Source organism: Fictibacillus solisalsi, from assembly GCF_900103485.1.
Taxonomy (GTDB): domain Bacteria; phylum Bacillota; class Bacilli; order Bacillales; family Fictibacillaceae; genus Fictibacillus_C; species Fictibacillus_C solisalsi.
The window spans coordinates 21,454-48,111 of record NZ_FNHW01000010.1 but is presented as its reverse complement, the minus strand read 5'-3'; the positions used below and the strand labels follow the sequence as shown (position 1 = coordinate 48,111).

General features: G+C 45.7%; 26 protein-coding genes and 1 riboswitch. Of the genes, 23 read left to right on the top strand and 3 right to left on the bottom strand.

Translation table 11 applies throughout. The features are described from left to right. Window positions 1–242: 242 nt before the first annotated feature. The 5 genes from glpX (at window position 243) to BLT53_RS24080 (ending at window position 4,514) form a co-directional block, all read left to right on the top strand. Complete coding sequence (glpX, locus tag BLT53_RS24100; RefSeq protein WP_061973448.1) at window positions 243–1,211, top strand: class II fructose-bisphosphatase; 969 nt, start codon at window positions 243–245, stop codon at window positions 1,209–1,211. A gap of 302 nt (window positions 1,212–1,513) precedes the next feature. Then, on the top strand, window positions 1,514–2,803 hold the full coding sequence (gene rho, locus BLT53_RS24095) for a transcription termination factor Rho (protein WP_090239813.1): 1,290 nt from the start codon (window positions 1,514–1,516) through the stop codon (window positions 2,801–2,803). A gap of 112 nt (window positions 2,804–2,915) precedes the next feature. Beyond that, complete coding sequence (locus tag BLT53_RS24090; RefSeq protein WP_090239811.1) at window positions 2,916–3,161, top strand: type B 50S ribosomal protein L31; 246 nt, start codon at window positions 2,916–2,918, stop codon at window positions 3,159–3,161. A 167-nt stretch (window positions 3,162–3,328) separates the two neighbouring features. After that, a complete protein-coding gene (locus tag BLT53_RS24085) occupies window positions 3,329–3,946 on the top strand; it encodes a thymidine kinase (protein WP_090239808.1) in 618 nt (205 codons plus the stop codon). A 112-nt stretch (window positions 3,947–4,058) separates the two neighbouring features. Continuing rightward, window positions 4,059–4,514, top strand: a complete 456-nt coding sequence (locus BLT53_RS24080; protein WP_090239805.1) for a hypothetical protein — start codon at window positions 4,059–4,061, stop codon at window positions 4,512–4,514. A 90-nt stretch (window positions 4,515–4,604) separates the two neighbouring features. Here the strand turns inward: BLT53_RS24080 and BLT53_RS24075 are convergent, their stop codons facing one another. Further along, window positions 4,605–5,939, bottom strand: a complete 1,335-nt coding sequence (locus tag BLT53_RS24075) for an FAD-dependent oxidoreductase (RefSeq protein ID WP_090239802.1) — start codon at window positions 5,937–5,939, stop codon at window positions 4,605–4,607. Window positions 5,940–6,112: 173 nt separating this feature from the next. On the opposite strand from BLT53_RS24075, the gene BLT53_RS24070 reads away from it, so the two are divergent. The 9 genes from BLT53_RS24070 (at window position 6,113) to BLT53_RS24030 (ending at window position 14,072) form a co-directional block, all read left to right on the top strand. Further along, a complete protein-coding gene (locus tag BLT53_RS24070) occupies window positions 6,113–6,442 on the top strand; it encodes a hypothetical protein (RefSeq protein ID WP_090239798.1) in 330 nt (109 codons plus the stop codon). A 60-nt stretch (window positions 6,443–6,502) separates the two neighbouring features. Further along, window positions 6,503–7,153: an MOSC domain-containing protein gene (locus tag BLT53_RS24065; protein ID WP_090239795.1), complete on the top strand. Its 651-nt coding sequence runs from the start codon at window positions 6,503–6,505 to the stop codon at window positions 7,151–7,153. Window positions 7,154–7,267: 114 nt separating this feature from the next. Further along, complete coding sequence (gene prfA, locus BLT53_RS24060; protein WP_139168464.1) at window positions 7,268–8,341, top strand: peptide chain release factor 1; 1,074 nt, start codon at window positions 7,268–7,270, stop codon at window positions 8,339–8,341. A gap of 1 nt (window position 8,342) precedes the next feature. Then, the gene (gene prmC / locus BLT53_RS24055; protein ID WP_090239790.1) at window positions 8,343–9,221 is read left to right on the top strand and encodes a peptide chain release factor N(5)-glutamine methyltransferase; all 879 of its coding nucleotides are present in this window, start codon (window positions 8,343–8,345) and stop codon (window positions 9,219–9,221) included. Window positions 9,222–9,263: 42 nt separating this feature from the next. Next, a riboswitch (SAM riboswitch) is annotated at window positions 9,264–9,357 on the top strand. A gap of 76 nt (window positions 9,358–9,433) precedes the next feature. Then, complete coding sequence (locus tag BLT53_RS24050) at window positions 9,434–10,486, top strand: LLM class flavin-dependent oxidoreductase (protein WP_090239787.1); 1,053 nt, start codon at window positions 9,434–9,436, stop codon at window positions 10,484–10,486. A gap of 21 nt (window positions 10,487–10,507) precedes the next feature. Next, window positions 10,508–11,458 carry an ATP-grasp domain-containing protein gene (locus BLT53_RS24045; RefSeq protein ID WP_090239833.1) on the top strand — a complete coding sequence of 317 codons (951 nt, stop codon included), beginning with the start codon at window positions 10,508–10,510 and terminating at the stop codon, window positions 11,456–11,458. Between the two features lie 268 nt (window positions 11,459–11,726). Beyond that, on the top strand, window positions 11,727–12,401 hold the full coding sequence (gene spoIIR / locus BLT53_RS24040) for a stage II sporulation protein R (protein WP_090239784.1): 675 nt from the start codon (window positions 11,727–11,729) through the stop codon (window positions 12,399–12,401). A gap of 68 nt (window positions 12,402–12,469) precedes the next feature. Further along, window positions 12,470–12,913, top strand: coding sequence for a GNAT family N-acetyltransferase (locus BLT53_RS24035; protein WP_090239782.1), 444 nt, complete (start codon window positions 12,470–12,472; stop codon window positions 12,911–12,913). Between the two features lie 106 nt (window positions 12,914–13,019). After that, window positions 13,020–14,072, top strand: coding sequence for an L-threonylcarbamoyladenylate synthase (locus tag BLT53_RS24030; RefSeq protein WP_090239830.1), 1,053 nt, complete (start codon window positions 13,020–13,022; stop codon window positions 14,070–14,072). Between the two features lie 63 nt (window positions 14,073–14,135). On the opposite strand, the gene BLT53_RS24025 is transcribed toward BLT53_RS24030, so the two are convergent. Further along, complete coding sequence (locus tag BLT53_RS24025; RefSeq protein ID WP_090239779.1) at window positions 14,136–16,343, bottom strand: PAS domain S-box protein; 2,208 nt, start codon at window positions 16,341–16,343, stop codon at window positions 14,136–14,138. 177 nt (window positions 16,344–16,520) lie between these two features. Between BLT53_RS24025 and BLT53_RS24020 the strand changes: the two genes are divergently transcribed. The 4 genes from BLT53_RS24020 to BLT53_RS24005 all read left to right on the top strand — a co-directional run bounded on the left by BLT53_RS24020 (window position 16,521) and on the right by BLT53_RS24005 (window position 18,960). After that, a complete protein-coding gene (locus BLT53_RS24020) occupies window positions 16,521–17,078 on the top strand; it encodes a manganese efflux pump MntP (protein WP_090239777.1) in 558 nt (185 codons plus the stop codon). Window positions 17,079–17,158: 80 nt separating this feature from the next. After that, window positions 17,159–17,773, top strand: coding sequence for a low molecular weight protein arginine phosphatase (locus BLT53_RS24015; protein ID WP_170834489.1), 615 nt, complete (start codon window positions 17,159–17,161; stop codon window positions 17,771–17,773). A 94-nt stretch (window positions 17,774–17,867) separates the two neighbouring features. Then, complete coding sequence (gene rpiB / locus BLT53_RS24010) at window positions 17,868–18,323, top strand: ribose 5-phosphate isomerase B (protein ID WP_090239773.1); 456 nt, start codon at window positions 17,868–17,870, stop codon at window positions 18,321–18,323. Between the two features lie 64 nt (window positions 18,324–18,387). After that, the gene (locus tag BLT53_RS24005; RefSeq protein ID WP_090239828.1) at window positions 18,388–18,960 is read left to right on the top strand and encodes a TIGR01440 family protein; all 573 of its coding nucleotides are present in this window, start codon (window positions 18,388–18,390) and stop codon (window positions 18,958–18,960) included. Between the two features lie 118 nt (window positions 18,961–19,078). Here BLT53_RS24005 and BLT53_RS24000 read toward each other — a convergent pair whose 3' ends face one another. Then, window positions 19,079–19,927, bottom strand: coding sequence for a MurR/RpiR family transcriptional regulator (locus BLT53_RS24000; RefSeq protein ID WP_090239770.1), 849 nt, complete (start codon window positions 19,925–19,927; stop codon window positions 19,079–19,081). Between the two features lie 155 nt (window positions 19,928–20,082). On the opposite strand from BLT53_RS24000, the gene gnd reads away from it, so the two are divergent. From gnd to BLT53_RS23975, 5 genes are all read left to right on the top strand, one after another. After that, window positions 20,083–20,979 carry a phosphogluconate dehydrogenase (NAD(+)-dependent, decarboxylating) gene (gene gnd / locus BLT53_RS23995; RefSeq protein ID WP_090239769.1) on the top strand — a complete coding sequence of 299 codons (897 nt, stop codon included), beginning with the start codon at window positions 20,083–20,085 and terminating at the stop codon, window positions 20,977–20,979. 136 nt (window positions 20,980–21,115) lie between these two features. Beyond that, on the top strand, window positions 21,116–22,663 hold the full coding sequence (gene gntK, locus BLT53_RS23990) for a gluconokinase (RefSeq protein ID WP_090239768.1): 1,548 nt from the start codon (window positions 21,116–21,118) through the stop codon (window positions 22,661–22,663). A 218-nt stretch (window positions 22,664–22,881) separates the two neighbouring features. Continuing rightward, on the top strand, window positions 22,882–24,117 hold the full coding sequence (glyA, locus tag BLT53_RS23985) for a serine hydroxymethyltransferase (protein WP_090239765.1): 1,236 nt from the start codon (window positions 22,882–22,884) through the stop codon (window positions 24,115–24,117). Between the two features lie 179 nt (window positions 24,118–24,296). Next, window positions 24,297–26,351 (top strand): BglG family transcription antiterminator, encoded by a 2,055-nt coding sequence (locus tag BLT53_RS23980; protein ID WP_090239764.1) that lies wholly within the window; start codon window positions 24,297–24,299, stop codon window positions 26,349–26,351. A gap of 12 nt (window positions 26,352–26,363) precedes the next feature. Then, on the top strand, window positions 26,364–26,645 hold the full coding sequence (locus BLT53_RS23975) for a PTS sugar transporter subunit IIB (protein ID WP_090239761.1): 282 nt from the start codon (window positions 26,364–26,366) through the stop codon (window positions 26,643–26,645). Window positions 26,646–26,658 lie beyond the last annotated feature (13 nt).

The window sequence follows — 26,658 nt, the reverse complement described above, 5'->3', positions numbered from 1 at the left end:
TTACTCTCTCACAAAATACAAAAAGCGTATTTGTGTTCAAGAGCTCCAACACTTCTCGCTATAGAACGGCCATCTCAGCATTTCACTGTCCAGCTCCAGTGAACAGAGACTCGGTCATTTCGCTCTTTCACCCAACACAAAACGCGTGTTGAGGTTCAAGAGCTCCAATGCCGTTCGTCTCTGACCGTTCATTTCATCTTTTCACATTACTGTAAGCGTTTAACAAGGGGGATAATTTTACAATGGAACGTAGTTTATCAATGGAACTAGTACGTGTAACAGAAGCTGCTGCACTGGCTTCCGCCCGATGGATGGGCCGGGGTGTCAAGGATGAGGCAGATGATGCAGCAACAACAGCCATGCGGGATGTTTTTGATACAGTCCCTATGAAGGGAACGGTTGTTATTGGAGAGGGAGAAATGGATGAAGCTCCAATGCTGTATATCGGTGAAAAACTAGGTACCGGTTATGGCCCGCGTGTGGATGTGGCCGTTGACCCGCTGGAAGGAACTAACATTGTGGCTTCCGGTACCTGGAATGCGCTGGCTGTTTTGGCTGTAGCAGACCATGGAAACCTTCTGCATGCACCGGATATGTATATGGATAAGATTGCAGTGGGTCCTGAAGCTGTGGGAATGATTGACATCAATGCCCCAACCATCGACAACCTGAGAGCGGTGGCGAAAGCCCGTAATAAGGATGTTGAGGATTTGGTAGCCATCGTTCTAAACCGTCCACGGCATGAAAAAGTCATTCAGGAAATCAGAGAAGCGGGAGCAAGGATCAAGCTGATTTCAGACGGCGATGTGGCCGCGGCCATCAATACCGCTTTTGAAGGAACAGGTGTGGATATTTTATTCGGTTCCGGAGGAGCGCCTGAAGGAGTTATCGCTGCTGTAGCGCTTAAATGCCTTGGTGGAGAACTTCAGGGTAAATTGCTGCCGCAGGATGAAGCGGAGCTGGAGCGATGCCGAAAAATGGGGATTACCGATATTGATAAGGTACTCCGAATGGAAGACCTCGTAAAGGGCGATGATGCGATTTTTGCTGCAACGGGTGTAACTGACGGAGAGCTTTTGAAAGGCGTCCAGTTTAAGGGAACCGTCGGAACAACACATTCTGTTGTTATGCGTGCAAAATCGGGTACTGTCCGCTTTATTGATGGCAGACACAGTCTCAAAAAGAAACCAGACCTTGTCATAAAACCATAGACATTGCAAAAAACGTCGGCGCTTTTGCAGCCTCTGCACAACTACTATAAAGCTGTGCAGAGGAAAGCGTCCGGCATTTTTGCTTTTTTACGGTGTTCTTCTTTATTGGACTTGATTAAAGTCAGTATTTGTGGTTAAAATATGAAGTATTGTTATTTATCATAGATTTTAATTATCCACTTTCGGTTATTACTTCAAAATGTTTCCTTCCAACCCTTCATTTCTGTTGCCCTGTTCTTTCAATTAAACGATCAAAACAGGAAATAAACGATTGAGAAAATAGAATAAAGTGTGGTGTCAAAATGGGTTTAATATTATCTGAATTAGAAACAAAGAAATTAAAAGAACTATATGAATTAGCACGACAATATAAAGTACCGTATTATGGAAAATTGACAAAAAGGGAATTGATGTTTTCCATTCTAAAAGCACAGGCTGAGCAGGATGGCTATTCATTTATGGAAGGGATTCTGGAAGTCATTCCTAACGAAGGATTTGGCTTTCTGCGCCCGATCAACTACTCGCCAAGCTCTCAGGATATCTACATTTCTGCTTCCCAGATCCGCCGTTTTGATTTAAGAAACGGGGATAAAGTATCCGGAAAAGTCCGTCCCCCAAAGGAAAATGAAAGATATTATGGCTTGCTTCAGGTTGAAGCGGTAAACGGTGAGGATCCAGATACGGCAAAGGAACGTGTGCATTTCCCTGCATTGACAGCGCTGTATCCCGAAAAGAAAATGGTGCTTGAAACCGGACGCACCAATCTTTCTACCCGCATTATGGATATGATTGCCCCTGTTGGCTTTGGTCAGCGTGGATTGATTGTGGCTCCTCCTAAAGCAGGGAAAACAAGCCTGCTGAAAGAAGTTGCGCACAGTATCTCCACCAATCACCCGGATACAGAACTTATCGTATTGCTTATTGATGAACGTCCGGAAGAAGTAACCGACATAGAACGCTCCGTTAAAGGAGATGTGGTCAGCTCCACGTTTGATGAGGTGCCTGAAAACCACATCAAAGTCGCAGAGCTTGTACTTGAGCGGGCCATGCGCCTGGTTGAACATAAAAAAGATGTGGTTATCCTTTTGGATAGTATTACCCGTCTGGCTCGTGCGTACAACCTGGTGATTCCGCCGAGCGGGCGTACATTGTCCGGAGGGATTGATCCGGCAGCCTTTCACCGTCCAAAACGCTTTTTTGGAGCGGCCCGTAACATTGAAGAGGGCGGCAGTCTGACCATTTTGGCGACAGCGCTGATTGAGACTGGCTCTCGTATGGATGACGTCATTTATGAAGAATTTAAAGGGACAGGCAACATGGAGCTGCATCTGGACAGGAAACTGGCTGAACGCCGTATTTTCCCTGCCATCGATATCCGCCGGTCAGGAACACGAAAAGAAGAGATGCTTATTCAAAAGGATCACCTTGAATCCTTGTGGGCGATCCGTAAGACGATGGATGATTCCTATGACTTCGTAGACACCTTTATGAAGCGTTTACGAAAGACAACCAACAATGAAGAATTTTTCGATATGTTTGAAGCTGAAAAATCAGGCACGAACAAGCGCGTGAAATCCTTGTCGAATTCCTGAAGAATATAAGGAAATTGCGGTTGCAAAACAACCGGCACCCTGTTATACTACTGCTATGTGCTTATTTTAACTCTGGATTCACAGGATTCAGGGCAGAAGGAGTTGAGAACGAATGAAGCCAAATTTACATCCTGACTATAAAAAAGTTGTATTTATGGATGCAAGCAGCGGTTACAAGTTCTTGTCCGGCTCTACAATGTCTTCTAGCGAAACCATTGAATGGGAAGATGGAAATACTTATCCTGTAATTAAAGTGGATGTTAGTTCCGATACACACCCATTCTATACTGGACGTCAGAAGTTTACAGATGTTGGCGGACGTGTTGACCGTTTCAAAAAGAAATACAATCTTAAGTAATATGCTGCAAGTTGTAAGGGGCAAGAGAACTTCTTGCTCCTTTTTTTTGTGAATTTACGCGAAATCCCGCCTGGTTTTCAGGTGTTGCAGGTACGAATTAACGTACATAATATAGGTAAATGATATGCAGAAAGTATTAATAAAAGAACATGGGAAGGAGAACGAACATGTATGTAATGAAGCATAATGGCTGGGTTGAAGTCATTTGCGGGAGCATGTTTTCGGGGAAATCCGAAGAACTGATTCGCAGGGTTCGCCGGGCGAAATATGGAAAGCTTGAAGTACAGGTGTTCAAGCCGCAGATTGACAACCGTTACAGTGAAGAGTCGGTCGTTTCCCATAACGGCACAGCTGTTATTGCCCAGCCTGTGGAAAAGTCTGTCGATATTCTGAAAAATGTTTCTCCTGACACGGAAGTAGTAGCCATTGATGAAATTCAATTCTTTGATGAAGATGTGATTTCTGTTGTCCAGGAATTGGCAGACCATGGCATTCGGGTGATTGTTGCCGGTCTTGACCAGGATTTCAGAGGCGAACCATTTGGTCCCATGCCCAAACTGATGGCACTTGCTGAAACGGTGACAAAGCTGCAGGCGATCTGTATGGTATGCGGATCTCCGGCGAGCCGTACACAAAGGCTTATTAATGGAAAGCCCGCTTCTTATGATGATCCCGTTATTCTAGTGGGTGCTTCGGAATCGTACGAGCCTCGCTGCCGTCATTGTCATGAAGTCCCGGGAAAGCCAAATAGCCTGCTCACAAGCTTCGCTGAGCAGTCCGAATAAGAACTGGATGGTTCTCTGGAGGGTGGTTTCCCCTTCTGTGAGAGCCATCCTTTTTTTGTCTGTATGTTTTGCTGGATATCACAAACCCTATTCCTATAGGGAGGTGTTTTCAATGAAAAAGACGGGATTTTTTATCATTCTATCCATATTGCTCAGTGCCTGTTCTCCCGTTTCCAAAGATCATTTTGAGCCTACAGCCAATGAATCGAATAAAAACATAAAAGACAACATTTGGGGGCATGGCATTGTCAATTACCATGCGACTAAAAATAACCCCCGTTTCAATTACAGTTCAGAAACGAACAAAAACCCAAATGATTATCAAAAAATGAACACGGCCCGGTTTGATATTTCAGATGACCAGGATAAGATTCGCGAGGCTGTGATCAGCAAAACAGGCAGAAATCCACAAATGGTTACAATCAATGGAAACTACGCTCATATTCATGTGAATGTTCCTGCGAGCATGTCATCCCGAAAAAAGGCGAAAATGCGCCGCGATATTTTTACTGCTGTCGAACGGGCAGTGCCGCGCTATAAATTTTCTGTTAAAATTGACAGCCGTTGAACAGGAACATTAAGCATCATTTTATAATATAAAGTATTACTTATAGAAAAACGGCAAACACCGAAGCGCTTGCCCAGCTTTTGCCGTTTTTTATTTTTTTGCCCTTCTTGCTGCCTGCTGAATCGGATCCCAGACCCCGTTATATGGGGGTGCATAACAAAGATCCAAGTCTTCCAGCTCATGGAGGTCCATTCTGTGATAAATCGCAGTGGCCAGTACATCCACCCTTTTATCCACACCATGTTTTCCGATAAATTGTCCGCCTAGTATTCTCTGGTTGTTTGCATCAAATACCAGTTTTACTTGCAGCGGTTCGACACCGGGAAAATAGCCGGCAATATCTTTAGCGTGTGTGGTGACAGTATCGACTGGAAAACGGAGCTTTTCTGCCTCTTTTACAGAGATGCCGGTTTTGCCAAGCGACAGATCCATAAATTTTATGATGGAAGAGCCGATAATTCCTTTGAACGTTTTTCGTTTTCCCGCCATGTTCAGGCCGGCAATCCGGCCCTGTTTGTTTGCGGTCGTGCCAAGCGGGAGGTGGTCGTCGATTTCTTTGATCAGGTGGTAATGGCTTGCGCAGTCTCCCGCGGCATAGATATCCTTTACGTTGGTTTCCATATACCGATTCACGTGGATAGCCCCGCTTTCATGAAGCCGGACCTCTGTGTTCTGAATCATGGAAACATTGGGTTTCACGCCGGCCGCCACGATCACCATGTCCGTCGGATAGTCACGCTTGTCTGTTTTGACGAATTGAACGCGGTCGTCTCCTTTTAAGCGCTGAACTTCCTCATTCAGGCAAACCTCAATGTCATGTTTCTTTGCTTCTTCCAAAATCAGTTGGGCCATGTCGGGATCAAATATTGAGCCAAGCTGATTTCCCCGTTGAATAATCCTGACTTTTTTGCCGAGAAATTTTAAATTCTCAGCCATTTCAAGGCCAATATAACCCCCACCGATAATGGTCACGTCCTGAATAGAGGCGTCCAGGTCTTTGATCATTCCTTCTACATCTGGAATGGTCTTCACGACATGGACTCCTGGCAGATGTCTGCCCTCCCACTGCGGCAAAACAGGGCTGACTCCTGTCGCGATAAGAAGCTTGTCATAGGAGAAGGTGAACTCTTCTTTTGTTTTTGTATGTACGCCGTAAATCATCTTTTCTTTCGGATCAACGCCAACCACTTCATGGAAGGTTCTCGCATCCATTCCATACTTTTCTCTGAAGGTGGCTACATCACGGGCAATCAGTAATTCCGAAGACGGTATCAGCCCGCTGACAACATAGGGAAGTCCGCATTGCCCGTAGGAATAAATGCCTCCCTTTTCAAATACTGTGATTCTCGCCTCCGGATCATTCCTGACAATCTGCATGGCTGCACTCATGCCGGCCGCATCTCCGCCAATGATACAATAGTTCATGGGCCATCCCCTTTCTGTTCTGCTATAGTATTCCCTATCGGTTTCATTTAATCTTATTCATAAAGGTTTTTCTCTATGAGTCATGGGTATCCTCTTTTATCATTTGCATTCGCTCCAGTACCATCAAGAACCTTTGAATCCTGTCGAACATTGATAGTAGAGAGGTGTAGAAAATGTTGGATATTCTATCAAACGGAGCAGATTGGAACGAACCGTGTGTACCAATCACCACACTGATTAAAAAGTTAAACGAAAAGCCACTGGATCCCATCTATGAATCCATGGGGAACTTTATTGTGAAAGTGAATCCTGTCACGGATACGCAACATGATATTCGGCATAAAGGCTGTACCCAGTTCTTTGGCCACTTTGCTACCATACCCTTTGTTTTTAATATCATAACGGATGAAAAAGTTGTGATTGAAGAGCTGACAAAGGCGATCCGCATGAATCAGCAGCGTCTCGATTATGAAGCGCTAAAAAATCATACATCCATGTATTAAAAAGATTTACCATGCGCACCTCTATAGAGTACGATAAAAGGAAAAACGAGGTGTACATAGGTGGAAGGGACACTGGTCGCATTAAATACCGGAAAAGCAGGCACGATTGAATGGCAGGGGAAAGGAGTACCCTCAGCTATCAATAAAGAGAAGGTGCAAAAACCGCTCTATCTGTCCAGACTGAATTTTGAAGGTGATGTTCAAGCGGATACCGTTCATCATGGCGGTCCGGAAAAAGCGGTTTGTGTCTACTCGCATGACCATTACCCGTATTGGGAAAAGGGACTGGGCATTTCTCTTTCAATCCCCACCTTTGGTGAAAACCTTACCGTTAAAGGATTGACTGAAGACCAGGTATTCATCGGGGATATCTTTAAGCTGGGAGAGGCAGTTGTCCAGGTTTGCCAGCCCCGTCAGCCGTGTTTTAAAGTTGCGGCAAAACTGAATCAGCCATTCATGGTGAAGTGGATCCAGGACACCGGATATTCGGGTTATTACATGCGCGTGCTTGAAGAAGGCACGGTCAATCCGGGGGATAACCTGGTGCTGCAAGAAAAAAATGCGCACGGCATTTCTGTCGGGTTTGTGAACAGAATTTTATATCAAGACAAGGAAAATAGAGAAGGAGTAATGCTTCTGTCAGAGCTCGATGAGCTTGCAGAAGGCGTCAGGTCCTCCATGAAGAAACGATTGCAATCATTCCCGGGATAAGCAGAACAGCCCCGGGTTTTTTATTTGCCACAAAACGGACCCCGAAGCCTTTTGACTGCTTCATCCCCCTGTATTATAATTAGAATGTTATGCCATTAAAATGAGGTGAAAAGCGTGATAGAACGTTTAGAAACGATAGAAGCGCGATACGATAAGCTAAATGAGCTTTTAAGCGACCCTGAGGTCATTAATGATACAAATAAATTAAGAGAATATTCCAAGGAACAATCTTCTCTTCAGGAAACGGTAGCGGTGTACCGCGAGTATAAAGAGGCCAAGGAAGGCTTGGATGAAGCTAAAGTGATGCTTGAAGACAAGCTGGATGCCGAAATGACGGCAATGGTGAAAGAAGAGATTTCCGAACTGGAAGAAAAAATTGAAGAATACACCCAGCAGCTGAAGATTTTGCTGCTTCCAAAAGACCCGAACGATGACAAAAACGTTATCGTTGAAGTACGTGGGGCAGCCGGTGGGGATGAAGCTGCACTGTTTGCCGGTGATCTTTATAAAATGTACAGCCGGTATGCGGAAATGCAGGGTTGGAAAACAGAAGTAATTGAAGCAAGCTATACGGAGCTCGGCGGCTATAAAGAGATCATTTTCATGGTGAATGGAGATGGTGCCTTTTCCAAGCTGAAATACGAAAATGGCGCACACCGTGTACAGCGTGTTCCAGCCACGGAATCCGGCGGGCGCATCCATACATCCACAGCCACGGTAGCCGTTCTGCCAGAGGCAGAAGAAGTGGAAGTGGAGATCCACGAAAAGGATGTCCGTGTGGATACCTTTACTTCAAGCGGACCAGGGGGACAGTCTGTTAACACAACTCAATCCGCCGTTCGCCTTACACATATTCCAACAGGAACTGTTGTGTCCTGTCAGGATGAGAAATCACAGATTAAGAATAAAGAAAAAGCAATGAAGGTTCTTCGAGCCCGTGTTTATGATAAAATACAGCAGGAAAAACAAAAGGAATACGATGAAAACCGTAAGTCTGCCGTGGGAACGGGAGACCGTTCAGAACGAATCCGCACGTACAATTTCCCGCAAAACCGTGTAACCGACCACCGAATCGGACTGACTCTTCAAAAACTCGACCAGATCTTGCTCGGCAAGCTGGATGAATTTATTGATGCTCTCATTACAGAAGACCAGACCAGCATGATGAAGGCTCAGACGGAAGCGTAAAATGGAAAACAGGAAACGGCATGAAGCCCTGAACTGGGCTTCATCTTTTTTAAAAGAAAAGGAACGTGAACCGGAAGCGGGAGAACTGCTGCTGCGCCACGTGCTCGGTGATCTAAGCAGAACAGAGCTGCTGATGGGATTGAACGACACCCTGACAGAAGCTCAGCAAGCATCATTTGAAGCAGCGGTAAAAAAACATGGTGAAGGCGTACCCGTCCAGTATATTACGGGCTATGAGGAATTTTATGGACGCAGGTTCTTCGTAAACCGGGAAGTCTTGATTCCGAGGCCTGAAACCGAAGAACTCGTATATGAGGTGCTTGAGCGTGCAAAAACACGGTTCCGGGACCAAAAGGAGATTCAGACTGTTGATGTCGGGACTGGCAGCGGTGCGATAGCGATCACTTTGGCGTTGGAAAATCCGACTCTCTCTGTGTCATCAGTGGATATCGCTGAAGAATCGATTGAAGTGGCAAAGGAAAACAGCCGGCGTTTGGGCGCGGACGTCCGTTTTCTTCATGGTGATCTCCTGCAGCCATGGATTGAAAAAGGCGAGAGGGCGGCCATTGTGGTCTCCAATCCTCCTTACATTCCCGACTGGGAAATAGAGGAACTTGAAACGATTGTGAAGGATCAAGAACCGATGCGGGCGCTCAGTGGCGGCAAGGACGGTTATGTTTTCTACAGAAGGTTTATGGAAGAATTGCCTCAGGTGCTGATGCCAAAAGCGATTGTTGCTTTTGAAGTCGGCCACGACCAGGGACAGACGGTAGCAGAAATGATGCGGATTACCTTTCCAGGGGCGGATGTGGTTATTGTGCGGGACATCAGCCAAAAGGAACGCATGGTGATTGCTGAAATTGGGTTTTCAAATGATTGACGAAAGTCCTACTTTTGTTGTAGGATTACTTTAATTAAATAAATCTTATCCAGAGTGGTGGAGGGACTGGCCCTATGAAACCCGGCAACCCAATTGAAGGTGCTAAATCCAGCAGGAATATCCTGAAAGATAAGATTGAAGCGGCGGAAAACTTCTTCTTATCTAAGAAGAAGTTTTTTTGTGTTTTTTCATAAAGCAGAGGAGAGAAAGAGATGAGATTTGGATTTTGGTTACCCATATTCGGCGGCTGGCTTAGAAACGTGGAAGACGAAAACATGCCTCCGACGTTTGATTATGCAAAACAAGTGATTCAGTCGGCGGAAAAGTGGGGATACGATACCACACTGATTGCGGAGCTTTATTTGAATGATATAAAAGGGCCTGAGCAGGACGCTTTAGAAGCATGGACGACGGCGGCTGGTCTCGCTGCGGTTACAGAAAAGATTGAAATTATGACCGCGGTGCGCCCCGGTTTCCATAACCCGGCGGTAACTGCTAAAATGGCTGCCAACATCGATCAGATCAGCGGCGGAAGATTCACGCTGAATGTGGTTTCTGCCTGGTGGGAAGAAGAGGCGAAGCAGTATGGCGGCGTCTTTACCGCCCATGATGAGCGCTATGAACGAACACAGGAGTTCATCGATGTTCTAAAAGGACTCTGGACGGAAGAAACCTTTAATTATAATGGGAAGTACTATGAGCTTGCGAATACGAAGCTGTCGCCTAAACCGGTACAACGGCCAAATCCTGTTCTTTATGCCGGCGGTGAAAGTGAACGTGGAAAACAGGTTATCTCTTCTTCCTGTGATGCCTATGTCATGCATGGGGGTACTGTTGAAGAGATCCGAACCAAGATTTCAGATATGAAAAACCGCAGAGCCCAGACGGGAAAAGAGGCGTTGTCTTCGTTTGGAATGGCAGCTTACGTCATCTGCAGGGATACCGAGGAAGAAGCACAGGCAGAGCTCGAGCGAATCACGGATGTGAAAGAAACGAGCGGCTATGCAGGCTTTAAGGATTTCACAAGTAAGTCCCAGCTTGAGCAGCAGATTCAGCTGCAGGATTATTCTGTTTCCAACCGGGGTCTGCGCCCGAACCTGATTGGAACGCCTGAGCAAATCGCAAAGCGAATTGTTGAATACGAGGAAGCAGGCCTTGGACTTTTGCTTCTTCAGTTCTCACCACAGCTGGAGGAAATGGAACGATTTTCAAAGCAGGTCATGCCGTTAGTGGAAAAATACAACCAGGAAAAGGCGTTAAACTAGAGGAGAAAAGGAGAGTTGAAATTGAAAAAAGTATACATCATCCACGAAAACGATGAATGGACCAATCACTTGATTAAGCGACTGGAAGAGTTAGAAGTACCATACGAAACATGGCATCTCGATCAGGGCACAGTTAACCTGTCCGAAACGCCTCCGGAAGGAATTTTTTACAGCCGTATGAGTGCTTCCTCCCATACACGGGGACACCGTTACGCTCCTGAACTTGCTGCCAGTGTGATTGCATGGCTCGAGCGCCACGGCAGAAAAGTACTGAATGGCAGCCGTGCCCTGCAGCTGGAGGTCAGCAAAGTGGCACAGTATCTTGAATTGGAAGCACACGGGGTAAAAACTCCAAAAACCATTGCAGCTGCAGGCAAGGAACAGATTCTGCAGGCGGCAGAACACTTCAGCGGACAGCCGTTCATTACGAAGCACAACCGGGCAGGAAAAGGACTCGGTGTACAGCTTTTTCATTCCTATCAGGGATTGAAGGATTATGTACTTGGGCCGGATTTTGAAGAGCCGGTTGATGGCATTACGCTTATTCAGCAATATATTGAGTCACCTGAATCCTACATCACTCGATGTGAGTTTGTCGGCGGAAAGTTTGTATATGCGGTACGGGTGGATACGTCTGAAGGATTTGAACTCTGTCCGGCTGATGCCTGCCAGATTGGGGACTTGTTCTGCCCGGTTGGAGAAGAAGCTCCAGCGAAACCAAAGTTTCAGATTCAACAGGATTTCGCGGAAAGCATTATTGATAACTATGAACAGGTACTGGAAGATAACAACATCCAAGTGGCCGGTATTGAATTTATTAAAGACGCTGATGGTACGATTTATACGTATGACATCAATACGAATACCAACTATAATTCGGATGCTGAATCGGCAGCAGGAAAATATGGCATGCTCGAGCTTGCCAAATTTTTAAAGAGCGAATTGAATCAAGTCAGCCCGGTCCTTGTTTAAAGGCAACAGTAAGAGCCTCCCGCTTAGCGGGAGGCTCTTACGTTTTCATCATCTACATGAAAAAGGGGGTGATAGGGATGTCTTTACTATAGCAGACCAGGTCTTTAAGAAAAGTAATTATGTGACCTTTTTGATATGTTTAAGAAATTTGTGACATCCATATCCCGTTATTTGTCACTTTTTTTCGGGATTTGTTTGATAGTTTAGTAGTATGTTTTCTCCCCGCCCGGTCCACACTGAGGATAGAAAACGAAAGGGGAGCTTGATCATGAAACGTTCGAAAAAATCAATTATGACGTTATTATTCCTATCGCTGATTGCGATGGTGCTGTTTTTTGAAACCCAGACGAAGGTGGCAAACGCGACCATGAATGAGTCGGTTAAAATACCGAGTGATGCCATCCGTCTTCGCATTCTGGCCAACAGTGATGCCGAAAAGGATCAGGCGTTAAAAAGAAAGATCAGGGACAAAGTGAATGAGCAGATTACCACGTGGGTGGGCGGTCTCGAATCACATGATCAGGCAGAAAAAGTGATTAATAAGCATTTGCCAGAGGTACGGCGAGTTGTGGAGACCTACTTGCGTGAAGCTGGCCTTGATATTCCTTATAAAGTACAATTCAATAAAGAAGTTGCTTTTCCAACCAAAATGTACGGCAACTATATCTACCCTGCGGGCAAATATGAAGCTCTTCTGATCACGCTTGGCAAAGGCAAGGGAGCTAATTGGTGGTGTGTGCTTTTCCCTCCTCTGTGCTTCCTGGATTTTGAAAATGGGGATGCAGTTAAAACCGATCAAAAGGGAGTAAAGGAAGTCGCTTCAGGAGCAGAGCAAGACACGCCGGCTGTTCAAGAACCAAAAGAAGAAAAAGTGGAAGTGAAATTTTTTCTGGGAGAAGTCTTTACCTCTGTGGCCAATAAGATTGGCAGTCTGTTCTCTTAAAAGCCCTGCATAACTTTCATGGTTGTTTCATAGACTTTTTAACAAAATACTAGAGGAGAGTGAGCGCCATGACCATTCGTTTGAGAGCGGCAATGCCCCATGAAGCAGGAAGTCTCGGAGATCTGGTTAAGCAGGCGGGTTTGGGCACAGATGGAATGAGGGAAGGGATTAAAAACTACCTTGTGGTGGAGAATGATAAAGGCGAGACCATTGGGACTGTAGGATTGGAACGAGTGGAAAAGGATGGTCTGCTCCGATCGTTTGTTTTAAAGAAGGAATATTCCAATGAACAGATATTTTTGCGATTGATCCAGCGGATTTTGCTATACTGTAAGGAAAAAGGAGTCGAGACACTTTATTTGTTGACAAAGGCCGTTCATCTTTTTGAGCCCTTGTCATTTCGGCCAGTGCCGGCAGAAAAGGTTCCTGCTCATGTAGAAAACACCGCCCACTATAAAAAAACAGCCGAAAAGGATGTGATCCTGCTGTATTGCAGTTTGCAGGAAAATTAATTATCCACAATTTATGCACAATAAAACGCCTTTTGTGTATAACTTGTGGATAATCGGCGTGAAAGGCTGTGAAAAAGGAAAACGGCGGTTTGAAAGGATAGTCGGAATGAAGGAGTTTACTACAAACATATGGTCTGTGGATAAAGAAAGCGATTCGCTTACAGGCCATCCACAAATTATACAAGCTTCCCTGTGGATAAAAAACAATGAAGTCATTGCTTTTCCTACGGAAACCGTGTATGGACTCGGGGGAAATGCGGAGAGCGATGAAGCGATTGAAAAGATTTTTGCGGCGAAGGGCAGGCCGAGCGACAACCCACTTATTGTTCATATCTCAAGTTTAAACCAGCTGGAAGGCCTGGCAGCTCATATTCCAAAGCGGGCCCAAATGCTGATGGACGCCTTTTGGCCGGGGCCGTTAACCCTTGTTTTACCGAAAGGAGATAATGTTTCCAAGCGTGTGACGGCAGGGCTGTCAACGGTGGGGATAAGGATGCCTGATCATCCTGTGGCGTTGGAGCTGATCAGTGAAAGCGGGCTGCCGCTCGCTGCTCCAAGCGCCAATATTTCGGGAAGACCATCGCCAACAACCGCCCAGCATGTTTATGAAGACTTGAAGGGCAGAATCGCCGGAATTTTGGATGGCGGCCCAACCGGTGTGGGAGTGGAATCCACGGTGGTGGACTGTACATCCGAAAAACTGACGATTCTGCGGCCTGGAGGAGTGACCAAAGAGCAGCTTGAAGAAGTGGCCGGTGAAATTATCATGGATCCGGGTCTTGTTTCTCCTGATACATCGGTTCCAAAGTCACCGGGAATGAAATACACACACTATGCACCAAATGCCCCGCTTTACCTGGTGGATGGAACACCGGCATTTATTCAGCAGCTTGTGGATAAAGAAAAAGCAAAAGGCAAAAAAACAGGTGTATTATCCTGTGATGAGCACACACACCTTTATCAGGCGGATACGGTCTTGCCTTGTGGGTCCCGTGACGCGCTTGAAAGTGTGGCGCATCATCTTTATGATGCATTGCGCGCCTTTAACGAGAGTGAGGCCGAGATTATTTTCAGTGAGGTCTTTCCGAAAAAAGGCGTGGGAACAGCCATTATGAACCGTCTTGAAAAATCGGCCGGTGGAAAAATAATCAAGGAATGAAAAAAAGCAGGGCGGATTGCCCTGCTTTTTGTTGTGGATTTCCACGGAAACCCGAACCAGCCGTCAGGCTGGTTCACAGAGGATAGGAAGGATAACGGTAAAGGTGCTGCCTTGGCCAACTTCGCTCGCTACCTGAATCGTTCCGCCGTGGTTCTCGATAATTTTGTAGCACACCATCAGCCCGAGGCCTGTCCCCTTTTCCTTAGTTGTGTAAAAGGGTTCACCAAGAGTAGGCAGCAATTCCTTGGGTATCCCGCATCCTTCATCAGTAAACGATACGCTCAATAGCTCTGCTTGCTGCCTCACAGAAATATAAATATTACCGCCTTCAGGCATGGCCTCGATGGAGTTTTTCAGGAGATTAATGAATACCTGCTTTAACTGACTGTCGGCAGATGAGACCAGGGGCAGGTTTTCTTCAGCATGAAAATGAATTTGCACGTTCATTAAAATGGCCTGTGTTTCCAGCAATGAAATGACATGGCGCAGCAGCTGTGTCAGGTTGGTAGGCACCAGGTTCATGACCTGCGGTTTGGCAAGCACCATAAATTCACTGACAATGGAGTTGATCCTGTCAATTTCTGAAAGCATAATCTCATAATATTCATTATTGTCCTGAGCTTTGGATTCCAAAAGCTGCAAAAATCCTTTAATGGAGGTGAGCGGGTTGCGAATTTCGTGTGCCACCCCTGCAGCCAGCTGGCCGAGGACGGACAGTTTATCCGACTTTCTCAGCATTTCCTCTGTTTTTTTTCGCTCAGTCAGGTCCCTGGACACGACTACGAAGCTCTCTACCTGATCTTTTTCATTAATGACCGGTGTGGCATTTGTTTCAAGCAAAACGTAACCGCCGTTATTATGCTTCCAACGGGCTTCAAATTTAATGGGCTTTCTGGACTGAACCATCTCCCGCATCAACTGATAAATTCGTTCCCTGTCATCCGGATGCAAAAATTCTCCTGCATATCTTCCGTAATACGTTTCAGGCTCTATTCCCAGAATCACCTTGTTGGATGGTGAACTATAAGTTACTTTTCCGTGGTCATCCGACACCGTTATTAAATCCATTGTATTTTCGGCGATAATCCGGTATTTTTCTTCACTTTCGCGCAGCGCTTTTTCCTGCCGCTTTTTCTCTGTAATGTCACGCGAAATACCCGAGTAGGCATGTACCCGGCCATTTTGATCCCATATGGGAAACAGCGTCACACTCGTATTAAGCAGGGAGCCGTCTTTGCGCTGGCAGATCATTTCATGCCCTTTGATTGGAACCCCTTTTTTGACAGTCTGGATCATTTGCAGTGATTCCTGCATATATTTGTCCAGAACAATGGGGAATATTGGACTTTGACAGTCTTTGAGCTCTTCTTCCTTCCAACCGAAGGTTTCCTCAAAGGCGGGGTTCAATTTTATCGTTTTCTTATCAAAATCATAAATGGAAATCATATCGGCTGAATGGGTAAACAGGGACTCGAGCAGTTCTTTCGTTTCTTTAAGTTCTGCTTCCTGTGCAATCCGTTCGGTAATGTTCTTTCCAATGCAATAGATGCCAAGCACTTCGTCATTGACTATGATCGGTGTAACCGTCAAGTTGACATAAACAATTTCGCCGCTTTTTTTCTTTAGCTTCACCTCAAACGTTTGCGAGGGACCACGGAGCAACGTATGGAATCCATTATTGTATTTTTCCTTTTTGTCGTTGGGCAGAAGCGGATGAAAAGTCATGGCGAGCAGTTCTTCCTCTGTGTAGCCCGTCAGTTTTTCGGCCGCGGGATTAACCATAGTGAGTTTCCCCTGTGTATCAATGGAAACCAGGGCATCGACCGTATGGTTAATGAGAGAATGAAACCGCTGCTCGCTTTCTTTCAGTTGTTTTTCTGCTGTCATCCGGTCTTTAATGTCAAGGCAAAAACCGTTCACCTCAAAGACCTTGCCTTCATTAAAAACAGGATGCAGTGATATAAGAAACGGAACATCATGAAGCTCTGCTTCAACGGTCAGCGGTTCGCCCAGCCATGCCCGTTCAAAGCAATGGATCATGTAGTTGGACAGCTCTGGCATGATGAGAGCGCCTGGTTCTTTTTGAAGCAGCCATTCTTTCACATATTCCAGTGGAGGAGAAAGGTCGCCGTTCCATTGTGTCACAACAAAGGCTTCCCGCGACTTTTTAAATGTAAAGGTCAGGCTCTTTTGTTTTGTGATTTTCATGCGGCGGGCTTGTCTGTTTCTGTCAGCTGAGGCCGGATGAATCGACTTCCCGTATTCAGTCATGAAATCGCCTCCGATTCTTCCGTTTTTCTACTATTGTTATTTACGGTAAAAAAAACCATATCCCTGCTTATGTCGAAATTTGATTGTCCATTGTTTTTTTTAGAAACCCCTCCACGCTCATTCTAATTGATGTAGGACGCGCATAAGGTTGTACTAGCGGACTAAGGGGGAACGTAAATGGATGTTGTGACCATAGGAGAATGGCTGACCTTATGGGTTATGTCTTTTGCTCTCGGGATGGATGCCTTTTCTATCGGACTGGGTATGGGGATGCTCCGGTTAAGGATGAAACAAATCATTAAAATTGGTGTGGTAATCGGGTTGTTTCACATGGGCATGCCGCTTGGGGGATTGCTGCTTGGAAAGCAAATTTCCTCTCACTTTGGAGGAATTGCAGCCATTATCGGCGGATGCCTGCTGCTGCTTCTCGGCTTTCAGATGATCCGTTCCTCCTTTAAACCTGAGAATGAGCCATTTGTTACGCCAGTCGGCTTTGGACTGCTGCTGTTTGCACTAAGTGCAAGCCTTGACAGCTTTTCCGTCGGTTTAAGTCTTGGCATTTATGGAGCCAAAATCGCACTAACCATTTTTATGTTTGGATTTATGAGCATGCTGCTGACCTGGTGCGGGCTGATGATGGGGCGTAAAGTGCAAAAGTGGCTCGGCTCATACAGTGAGGCTTTGGGTGGCCTGATTTTACTCGCTTTTGGGATCAAGCTTTTGTTTCCGTTTTAAATATGAAGGAACGATTGGCGTACAGGCCAATCTTTTTTTATACTAAAAGTAGACTTTCAAAAATAAGAGGTGGTAACCCCATGAAAAATATACTATTTGTCTGTACTGGAAATACATGCAGAAGTCCGATGGCCGCCGCTCTTCTGAGGCATCTCGGCAATGGAAACCTTCAGGTGCGGTCAGCGGGAGTGTTCGCAGCCGAAGGGGCAGGGGCAAGTTCAAATGCTTTAACCGCCATGTCTGAAAAAGGTATTCCATTCAACCATGAATCAAAGCCGGTGACCCGGACACTGATGGATTGGGCGGACCTTATTCTGACAATGACCGAAAGCCATAAGCATGCGTTGTGCAATCGGTTCCCGGAAGTGGTGGACAAGGTTTACACGCTAAAGGAATTTATTTATCAAAACGAAGACTATGAACAAAGGCTCTCTGAACTTCATCAGGCGTATGCCGAAATCGAAACCTTACGGGTGTTCTATAATAGCAAATGGAACCAGGCTGGTGAAGACAAACAGGCAGTTCAGGAAGAATTTGAACGAGCCATTGCTCCATTTAAAGAAAAGATCGCTTCTATGGAACAGGAGCTTCCTTCGCTTGATGTGACCGATCCGTTTGGGGGAGATATCGAGATTTACAGGCAGACCAGAGAAGAGCTTGAATCACTCATCCATAAACTGCTGGAAAAAATATAAACCGTTTTGCTCCGGGGTGTCTGCCGCGACTGGTTGAAACGAAGGGGAAATCGATTTAAAATCGAATAGACTACAGAATTTACAGGAGGAGAAGATGAGAGTAGCCATAGGTTCAGACCATGCAGGAGTAGAGCTTCGCCAAGAAATCATCGAGATGATGCAGAAAATGGGAATGGAAGTGTTTGATGCGGGATGCGAATGCAGCACCTCCGTTGACTATCCGGATTACGCGATTCCTGTGGCTGAAATGGTAGCCAGGAATGAGGCAGATCGAGGTATATTAATCTGCGGGACGGGAATAGGTATGAGTATAACGGCCAACAAAGTCAAAGGCATCCGCTGTGCTCTTGTACATGACCTGTTCAGTGCCAAAGCAACACGCCTGCATAATGACAGTAATGTACTGGCCATGGGTGAGAGGGTCATTGGACCTGGACTAGCTCTGGAAATTGCCAAAGTATGGCTGACCACAGAATATGAAGGCGGCAGGCACGGCAGACGTGTGGGCAAAATTTCAGATTATGAGGAGAGAAGCAGCGAGCGAGTATAAATGCTGCAAAGAAAAGGTGATGGAGCTTAAAATCTGCGCCTTAAAAGAAGGGAAGATTCAACCAATGAGTGACCAGCTGCAAAACGTAGAGAAGCAGGTCTATCATGCCTTATCCGATTTACAAAAACAGGCGGCGCTAAAACCGGGACAGCTGCTGGTAGTCGGAGCAAGTACAAGTGAAGTGACAGGTGGAAGAATAGGCACTTCAGGGACAATGGAAGTCGCACAGGCGCTTTTTAATGGAGTTAAAATGTTTCAAGAAGAAACCCGGGTGGCTGTAGCTGTCCAATGCTGCGAGCACTTGAACCGAGCCCTTGTGGTCGAGCGGGGAACGGCCGACAGGCTCATGCTGGAAGAGGTCCGTGTGGTGCCGGCAAGATCGGCGGGCGGAGCTCTGGCAACCTATGCTTTCCACCATTTTGAAGATCCGGTGATGGTGGAATTCATCAAGGCAGATGCAGGGATTGATATTGGAGATACCTTTATTGGCATGCATCTGAAGCATGTCGCCGTACCGGTAAGAACGGAAGTAAAAAGCATTGGTGAAGCGCATGTAACGCTTGCCAAAACCCGCCCGAAACTCATTGGCGGGGAGCGGGCCGTCTATCCGTCAAAAGAAGATATCCGCTGCTTTTAATAGATCAAAAAAACCGCCCTGCTCCTTTAAGCTCGGGCGGTTTTTTCTGTTTGAGAACCGCATCTGAATTATAGAAATGGTGACTAAAATCCGGGAGGTGCAACTTTTACTTGCCTTTTTAAAACTTCTTTTCGGAAATCGCAGAGCGCATCCGCTGAAGCGATTCTTTTGCGGCTTCCTTTCCGGCCATCATCACGTTGACATAAAGGGCATCAATGACGCTCAGCTGAGCGATCCTGGATGACAGGGCCTCCGAGCGGAATTCTGTTTCCGTGGCGATGGTATGAAGGGAAATGTCCGACTTTTCACTGAGCGGTGACTTGGCGTAGTCGGTCAATGATATGGTGCGGCAGCCATTTTCTTTGGCAACCGAGAGCACCTGCAATAGATCCTTGTTCGTTCCGGAGTGGGAAATGAACACGGCGGCATCACGCTCTGTGAGCTGGGAAGCAGACATAAGCTGAAAATGGGTGTCGGTGTAGGCGATGCTTTGCTTTCCTGTGCGTATGAATTTATGGTGGGCATCCATGGCAATAATTCCTGAACCGCCGTTTCCGTAAAATTCGATCTTGGCAGCTGAAAGAAGGCAGTCTACGGCATCCTGAAAATTTTTTTCATCAAGCATCCGCCGCGTGTCTTCCAGGGTGCGGATGTTGGATTGAAAGACCTTTTCCGCTACCTGAGCGGGACTGTCCGTTTCCAGAATCGTTTCATGGATGTCCTGCAATGGCCCGACAACGTCAGAGGCAAGCGCGATTTTAAGTGCCTGGAATCCTTTGAATCCAAGGCGTTTGCAGAAGCGGAAGACGGTTGCATCGGCTACTTCCAGACGGTCAGCGACCTCATTAATACTTGAATGGATGATATTTTGCGGATCTTCAAGTATCATATCCGCTATCTTTTTTTCTTTTTCGCTCAACATGCCGTAAGAAGAGCGAATCTTGGCTAAACAGTTTGAAGCGGCCATGTATCGTTCTACCTTTCTTCTTTGAGACGTTTGGCTCTATCATAATATGAAAATTAATTTCTTGTAAACGGAAAAAATTTTAGTATATAATGAGTAGTGAAGAAAATAATTTTCATAAGCTTCAAATTGAGCTTGTTTGAAAGGGGAAGTAACACATGCAAATCGGAATGATTGGCTTAGGTAAGATGGGTTACAATCTTGTTCTTAATCTTTTGGACCACGGACATGAAGTGGTGGCAACAGATGTAAACCATGAACAAGTTAAAAATATCGCAAACGACGGAGCGACTGGCGCTTATAGCATTAAAGAACTTGTCAGCGGATTAAACACACCGCGCGTAGTTTGGATGATGGTACCTGCGGGAAACATTACTGAAGATGTACTTACTGAACTCAAAAGTGTCCTGGAGCCTGGCGACATCGTGATCGATGGAGGAAACTCTAATTATAAAGATACACTCCGCCGGGCGGAAGAATTGAAAGAAAAAGGCCTTCACTTTGTGGATGTCGGCACAAGCGGTGGTACAGAAGGTGCACGTAATGGTGCTTGCACGATGATTGGTGCCGATCCTGAAGTATTCGAAATCATTGAACCTGCCTTTAAAGACCTTTCTATAGAAAATGGTTACCTGTACACAGGAAAAGTGGGAAGCGGACATTTCTTGAAAATGGTGCATAACGGGATTGAATACGGCATGATGCAAGCTATTGCAGAAGGCTTTGAAATCCTAGAAAAAAGTGAATTTGATTATGATTATGAAGCGGTTGCTAAAATGTGGAACCATGGTTCTGTAATCCGCTCTTGGCTCATGGAATTAACACAAAGCGCATTCTCCAAGGATCCTAAGCTGGAAGGAATCAAAGGCGTAATGCACGCTTCCGGTGAAGGGAAATGGACCGTGGAAGCAGCACTGGATCTTCAAGTCCCTGCACCGGTTATCGCTCTATCCCTCATGATGCGCAACCGTTCACTTGAAGATGACACATTTACTGGTAAAGTGGTTGCGGCGCTGCGCAATGAATTTGGCGGACATGCAGTGGTTAAAAAATAAATGGCAAACCAGGAGGGTGACGTACACTGCATGTCACCCTCTTCTTTTTCATCAGCTCTTCATGTATGTTTAATTTAACTTTAGAAGCATACTAAAAGCTGAGAAGGAAAGGGCAAGGCCGGAAAGGATGGAAAGCATGGATCAAAACAAATACTTGATGGGTGTGGACATCGGTACGACAAGCACAAAGGCTGTTCTTTTTGACCGGAAAGGTACAGTCATTTCCCAGCATACCGTTGGCTATCCGTTATTGAGTCCGACACCGTCTACTGCAGAGCAGGAACCGGAGGAAATTTTGCGGGCCGTGTTCGCGTGCATCAACAGGACAATGGCAGAAAGCCTGATTTCACCAAATGACCTTCAATTGGTGTCGTTCAGTTCGGCGATGCACAGTGTGATTGCAGTGGACGAAAAAGGGAAAGCGCTGACCAAAAGCATAACCTGGGCAGATAACCGGGGGGCTGACTACGCTGAGAAAATTAAAAACGAACTGAATGGGCATGAAGTGTATCTGAGGACAGGAACCCCTATTCATCCGATGTCACCACTGACCAAGCTCCTTTGGATGAAAAATGAGCTGAAGGAAGCATACGATGTCGCTCATAAATTTATCGGAATCAAGGAGTATGTATTTCATAAGCTGTTTGGCGAATTCCTGATTGACCATTCTATCGCTTCAGCTACCGGGATGATGAACCTGGAAAAACTGGAGTGGGATGAGGAAGCATTAAAAATTGCCGGAATCACCAGCGACAAGTTGTCCACACTGGTGCCGACCACACACGTGGTTAAAGGTCTTCCAACGGAAATGGCAGAAAAGCTCGGCATTCAAAAAGATACCCCATTCGTGATTGGTGCCAGTGACGGCGTTCTCTCAAACCTGGGTGTGAACGCGATTGATCCTGGAGTGGTGGCAGTGACCATCGGTACGAGCGGCGCCATTCGTACGGTGAGCGAAAAACCGATCACCGACCAAAAAGGCCGGACATTTTGTTATGCGCTTACGGAAAACCATTGGGTCATCGGAGGTCCTGTCAACAACGGGGGCATGACGTTCCGTTGGGTCAGAGACCAGTTTGGCGCAGCCGAATCAGAAACGGCAAAACGCCTTGGGCTTGATCCTTATGAAGTATTGACTGAGATTGCCGAGAAGGTTTCCGCAGGTGCAGACGGCCTTTTGTTCCATCCTTATATGGCAGGAGAACGTGCTCCGCTTTGGAACGCCAATGCAAGAGGTTCCTTCTTTGGACTGGCGCTTTATCATAAAAAGGAGCATATGATCCGTGCGGTGCTTGAAGGGGTCATTTTTAACCTGTACAGTGTTCTTCTGGCGCTTCAGGAACTCATCGGAATTCCGAAAGGGGTACAGGCAACAGGCGGCTTCGCCCGTTCCGCCCTTTGGCGCCAGATGATGGCCGATATCTTTAACCAGGATGTAACCATACCGGAAAGCTTTGAAAGCTCTTGTCTTGGTGCCGTCATTCTCGGTTTGTATGCATTGGATGAAATTGAGGATTTCTCAATCGTATCGGACATGGTGGGAAGCACGCATCAGCATACGCCAAATCCTGAAAACGTTGAGACGTACCAGGAGCTTATGTCAATTTTTCTTTCTGTATCCAGAAGCCTTGAAGAGGATTATCATAATATTGCAGAGTATCAGCGAAAGCGGCTCGAACATTAAGACAAGAGACAGGAAAGGGCTAACCCTTTCCTGTTTTTGGATTTAACGGCTTCCAATATCAGTGAATTTCCGTACATTTATAACGCTTTATGTATTAGCGTTCGGAAAATATCAAAAATGTATCCGCTATCAATTAAAAGTGACCTAACAAAACACTGAAAAGCTATGTTACAATGAACATGAATTAAGGACTTTTAACACGAAGGGGATGCACAAACTTGAAAAAGCTAGCTGTTCAAGATCAAGAAGTTTTTGCTGCTATACAAGACGAACTCGGACGTCAGCGGAATAAAATTGAACTCATTGCATCAGAAAACTTTGTAAGTGAAGCGGTAATGGAGGCGCAAGGATCGGTCCTCACCAACAAGTATGCAGAGGGATATCCGGGCCGCCGTTATTACGGAGGATGCGAATATGTTGACGTGGCAGAGAACCTCGCAAGAGACCGTGCCAAGAAAATCTTTGGAGCGGAGCATGTCAACGTTCAGCCTCACTCCGGTGCACAGGCGAACATGGCTGTGTATTTTACCATTCTAAAGCCGGGCGATACAGTCCTTGGAATGAACCTGTCCCACGGCGGGCATTTGACTCACGGAAGTCCGGTTAACTTTTCAGGCGAGCTTTATAACTTTGTTGAATATGGCGTGAACGAAGAATCACACCTTATTGACTATGAAGATGTCCGCCAAAAAGCGCTTGAAAATAAGCCGAAACTGATTGTTGCCGGTGCAAGTGCATATCCAAGAGCGATTGACTTCAAGAAGTTCCGCGAAATTGCGGATGAAGTCGGAGCTTATTTAATGGTTGATATGGCGCACATTGCAGGACTTGTAGCAACTGGTCTTCATGAAAATCCGGTTCCTTACGCTGATTTTGTAACAACTACTACCCATAAAACACTTCGCGGTCCGCGCGGCGGAATGATTCTTTGTAAAGAAGAGTTTGCCAAGAAGATCGACAAGTCCATTTTCCCTGGAATTCAGGGCGGACCTCTTATGCACGTGATTGCGGCAAAGGCGGTGGCCTTTGGAGAAGCATTGTCAGATGACTTCAAAACGTATGCACAGCAAATCGTTGATAATGCGAAACGACTTGCTGATTCCCTAACTAAAGAAGGCATCACATTGGTGTCCGGCGGAACGGATAACCATTTGATTCTTATTGATGTAAGCAAACTCGGCATTACAGGGAAAATTGCAGAGAAGGCGCTCGATGATATTGGAATTACCGTAAACAAAAACACGATTCCGTTTGATCAAGAGAGCCCGTTTGTAACAAGCGGTATCCGTATCGGTACGGCAGCTGTTACGTCTCGCGGTTTTGGCCTCGAAGACATGGATGAAATTGCATCCCTCATTGCCCTTGTTGTTAAAAACCCTGAAAACGAAGCTACCTTGAAGGAAGCAAGCGAACGTGTTGCAGCGCTTGCCGGAAAGTACAAGCTTTACGAATAAGAAAGAGTTTGAAAAAGACACCTGTTAAGGGTGTCTTTTTTTGTTTTTTTTCTTTAGAGTAAAAAGTAAAATTTCGCTTTCATCCCAATTTTGTTAGTTGGGTCTCACATCATTTGTTATCAACGATGATTCAAAATGTAAGCGCTTTACAATATGATGGGATCAGGAGGGGGATCAACGTGCAACTGGAAGAAAGGCCGGCATTGCTGCTGAATCAGATATTCTCGCTGAAAAGGCCGACTATGGCCCAGCTGATGGATCAAACTCAGATGTCCAAGCGTCAGATTACGTATGATCTTGAAAAAATCAATTATTGGCTGAAGGATCAAAATCTTCCTTCCATCGCTTATAAACGAAAATCGCAGATTGAAGTTCCCGCGCAGGTGTTTCAATTAGCGGATGCCTCTCTTGCTGCTGATTCCTTTATTTTTACGGAAGATGAGCGTCTTGTGGCCCTTTATTTGTTCTTGTTCATCAGAAGAGAGCATATCTCATCGGCCCATTTTACTGATCTATTAAAAGTAAGCAAGAACACCGTCACCGCTGATGTCAAAAAAGCCAATGCCCTCGTTGCGCCGTTTTTAGTAAAAATTCACTATACCAGGGATAGAGGATACCATCTAAAAGGCACCGAGCTGGATAAGCGGGTACTGCTGATGAGCCATCTGACCAGGTTGTTTCAAAAACCGTCAGGAGAGAAAATCATCGGCTACATTCTTAAGGAATCCGGCAATCCGCTCATCGCAGAAACTATATTTTCGATTCTGCAGTCTCTTGAAAAAGAACTTAGCCTTCAGTTTGTGGAGGAACGTATGCATCAGTTTGCTTATTTCCTCCAATTCTATTACATCCGGATGCTTGAAAAGAAAATGGTCAGCCTGCATCGGGATGAAATTGACTTGCTTCGGCAGGACCGGCTGAAGGAGCCGGCAGAACAGATTTTAGAACAGCTTCATTTGATGAAAACAGATTCGGAGGTTGCTTATCTTGTCATTCAAATGCTCGGTCTTTCTTTAGGGGATGCATCTGTCATTCAGGATGATTACGATCTGCTGTTTCGGATCTGCGAAAGACTGGTCACAGATTTTGAATATAAGGCGTGTATTTTCTTTGAAGAAAAGAACAAGGTCGTAGAAACGCTGTATCAGCATCTCAAACCGGCGTATTATCGGATGAAGTACCGAATCCCCATATACAATCCGTTGCTTGCCCAAATCAAGGAGGAGCATACCGAGCTGTTTACGATTGTGAAAGAGCTGCTTAGTCCTGTTGAAGTTCTTTTGAACATTTCTGTACCGGAAGAAGAAACGGGATTCATCACCATCCATTTTGCTGCCTTGCTGGAAAAGCCCAAACAAATAGCTGCTAGGAGGAAAAGGGCCGTTGTTGTTTGCCCGAGCGGCATCAGCTCATCCTTAATGGTAAAACACCAGCTTGAATCACTGTTTTCAGAAATCACCGTGGACAGGACGCTATCCTTGAAAGAGTTCAATGAAGCAGTGGAGCTGGAAATCGACCTTGTGTTTACAACCGTGCCGCTTCAAACGAAGGTTCCTCATTTTCCTGTAAAGCCAATGATGACACCAGTCGAAAAGAGCACCCTTCTCAATGAGGTGTATCAACACTTATTCGGAGTTCAGTATGAGCATACGGGAGCAAAGGATATCTTGCAGACCATTGAGAAGCATGCCCATATTTTCGATAGGGAAGGCCTTACACAGGCTTTAAATCAATTTATGTTTCAAAAAAGAACGAACACAAACAGGAGGAACAGACCCGTGTTAAGTGATTTAATTACGAATGAAACCATTCAATTTGCTGAGCAGGCGCCCGGCTGGGAGAAGGCAATCGAGGAAGCCGCCCGGCCGCTGCTGAAAAAAGGGGCGATCAAGCCATCCTATATTAAGGCGATGATTGAAAATGTAAATACGATGGGCCCTTATGTCATCCTCGGCCAGGAAATTGCGATTCCTCATGCGAGGCCTGAGATGGGAGTGAATGAGGTGGGAATGAGCTTTTTGAAGCTCGAGGAGCCCGTTTACTTTTTAGATGATAAAAAACACCCTGTTTCTTTATTGTTCTGCATAGCTGCAATCGACAACACGACACACTTGCAGGCTCTATCCCAGCTGACAAAGCTGCTAAGTAATAAAGAAAATGTAAAAAAGCTGAAAGCAATGAACACCCCAAAGGAAATGCTTGGACTTATCCATGAATATTCAAAAGTTGTTTAGGAGGAAAAGAACATGAAAATTTTAGCGATTTGCGGTTCAGGTTTAGGAAGCAGTTTCATTCTGGAAATGAACCTTCAGGAAATTGTTAACGAACTTGGAGTTTCCGGTGTGGAGGTGAGTCACTCCGATTTAAGTTCAGCGACTCCTGATATGGCCGATCTTTTCATTGCGGCAAGGGATATCGCTGAGGGGGCATCCCATCTGGGAGAGGTTGTTGTCATAGACAGCATTATTGACATGGACGGCATTCGGGAGAAGGTAAGAGAAGTGTTCACACAAAAAGGAATGCTCTAAAGAGCGAAAAGGG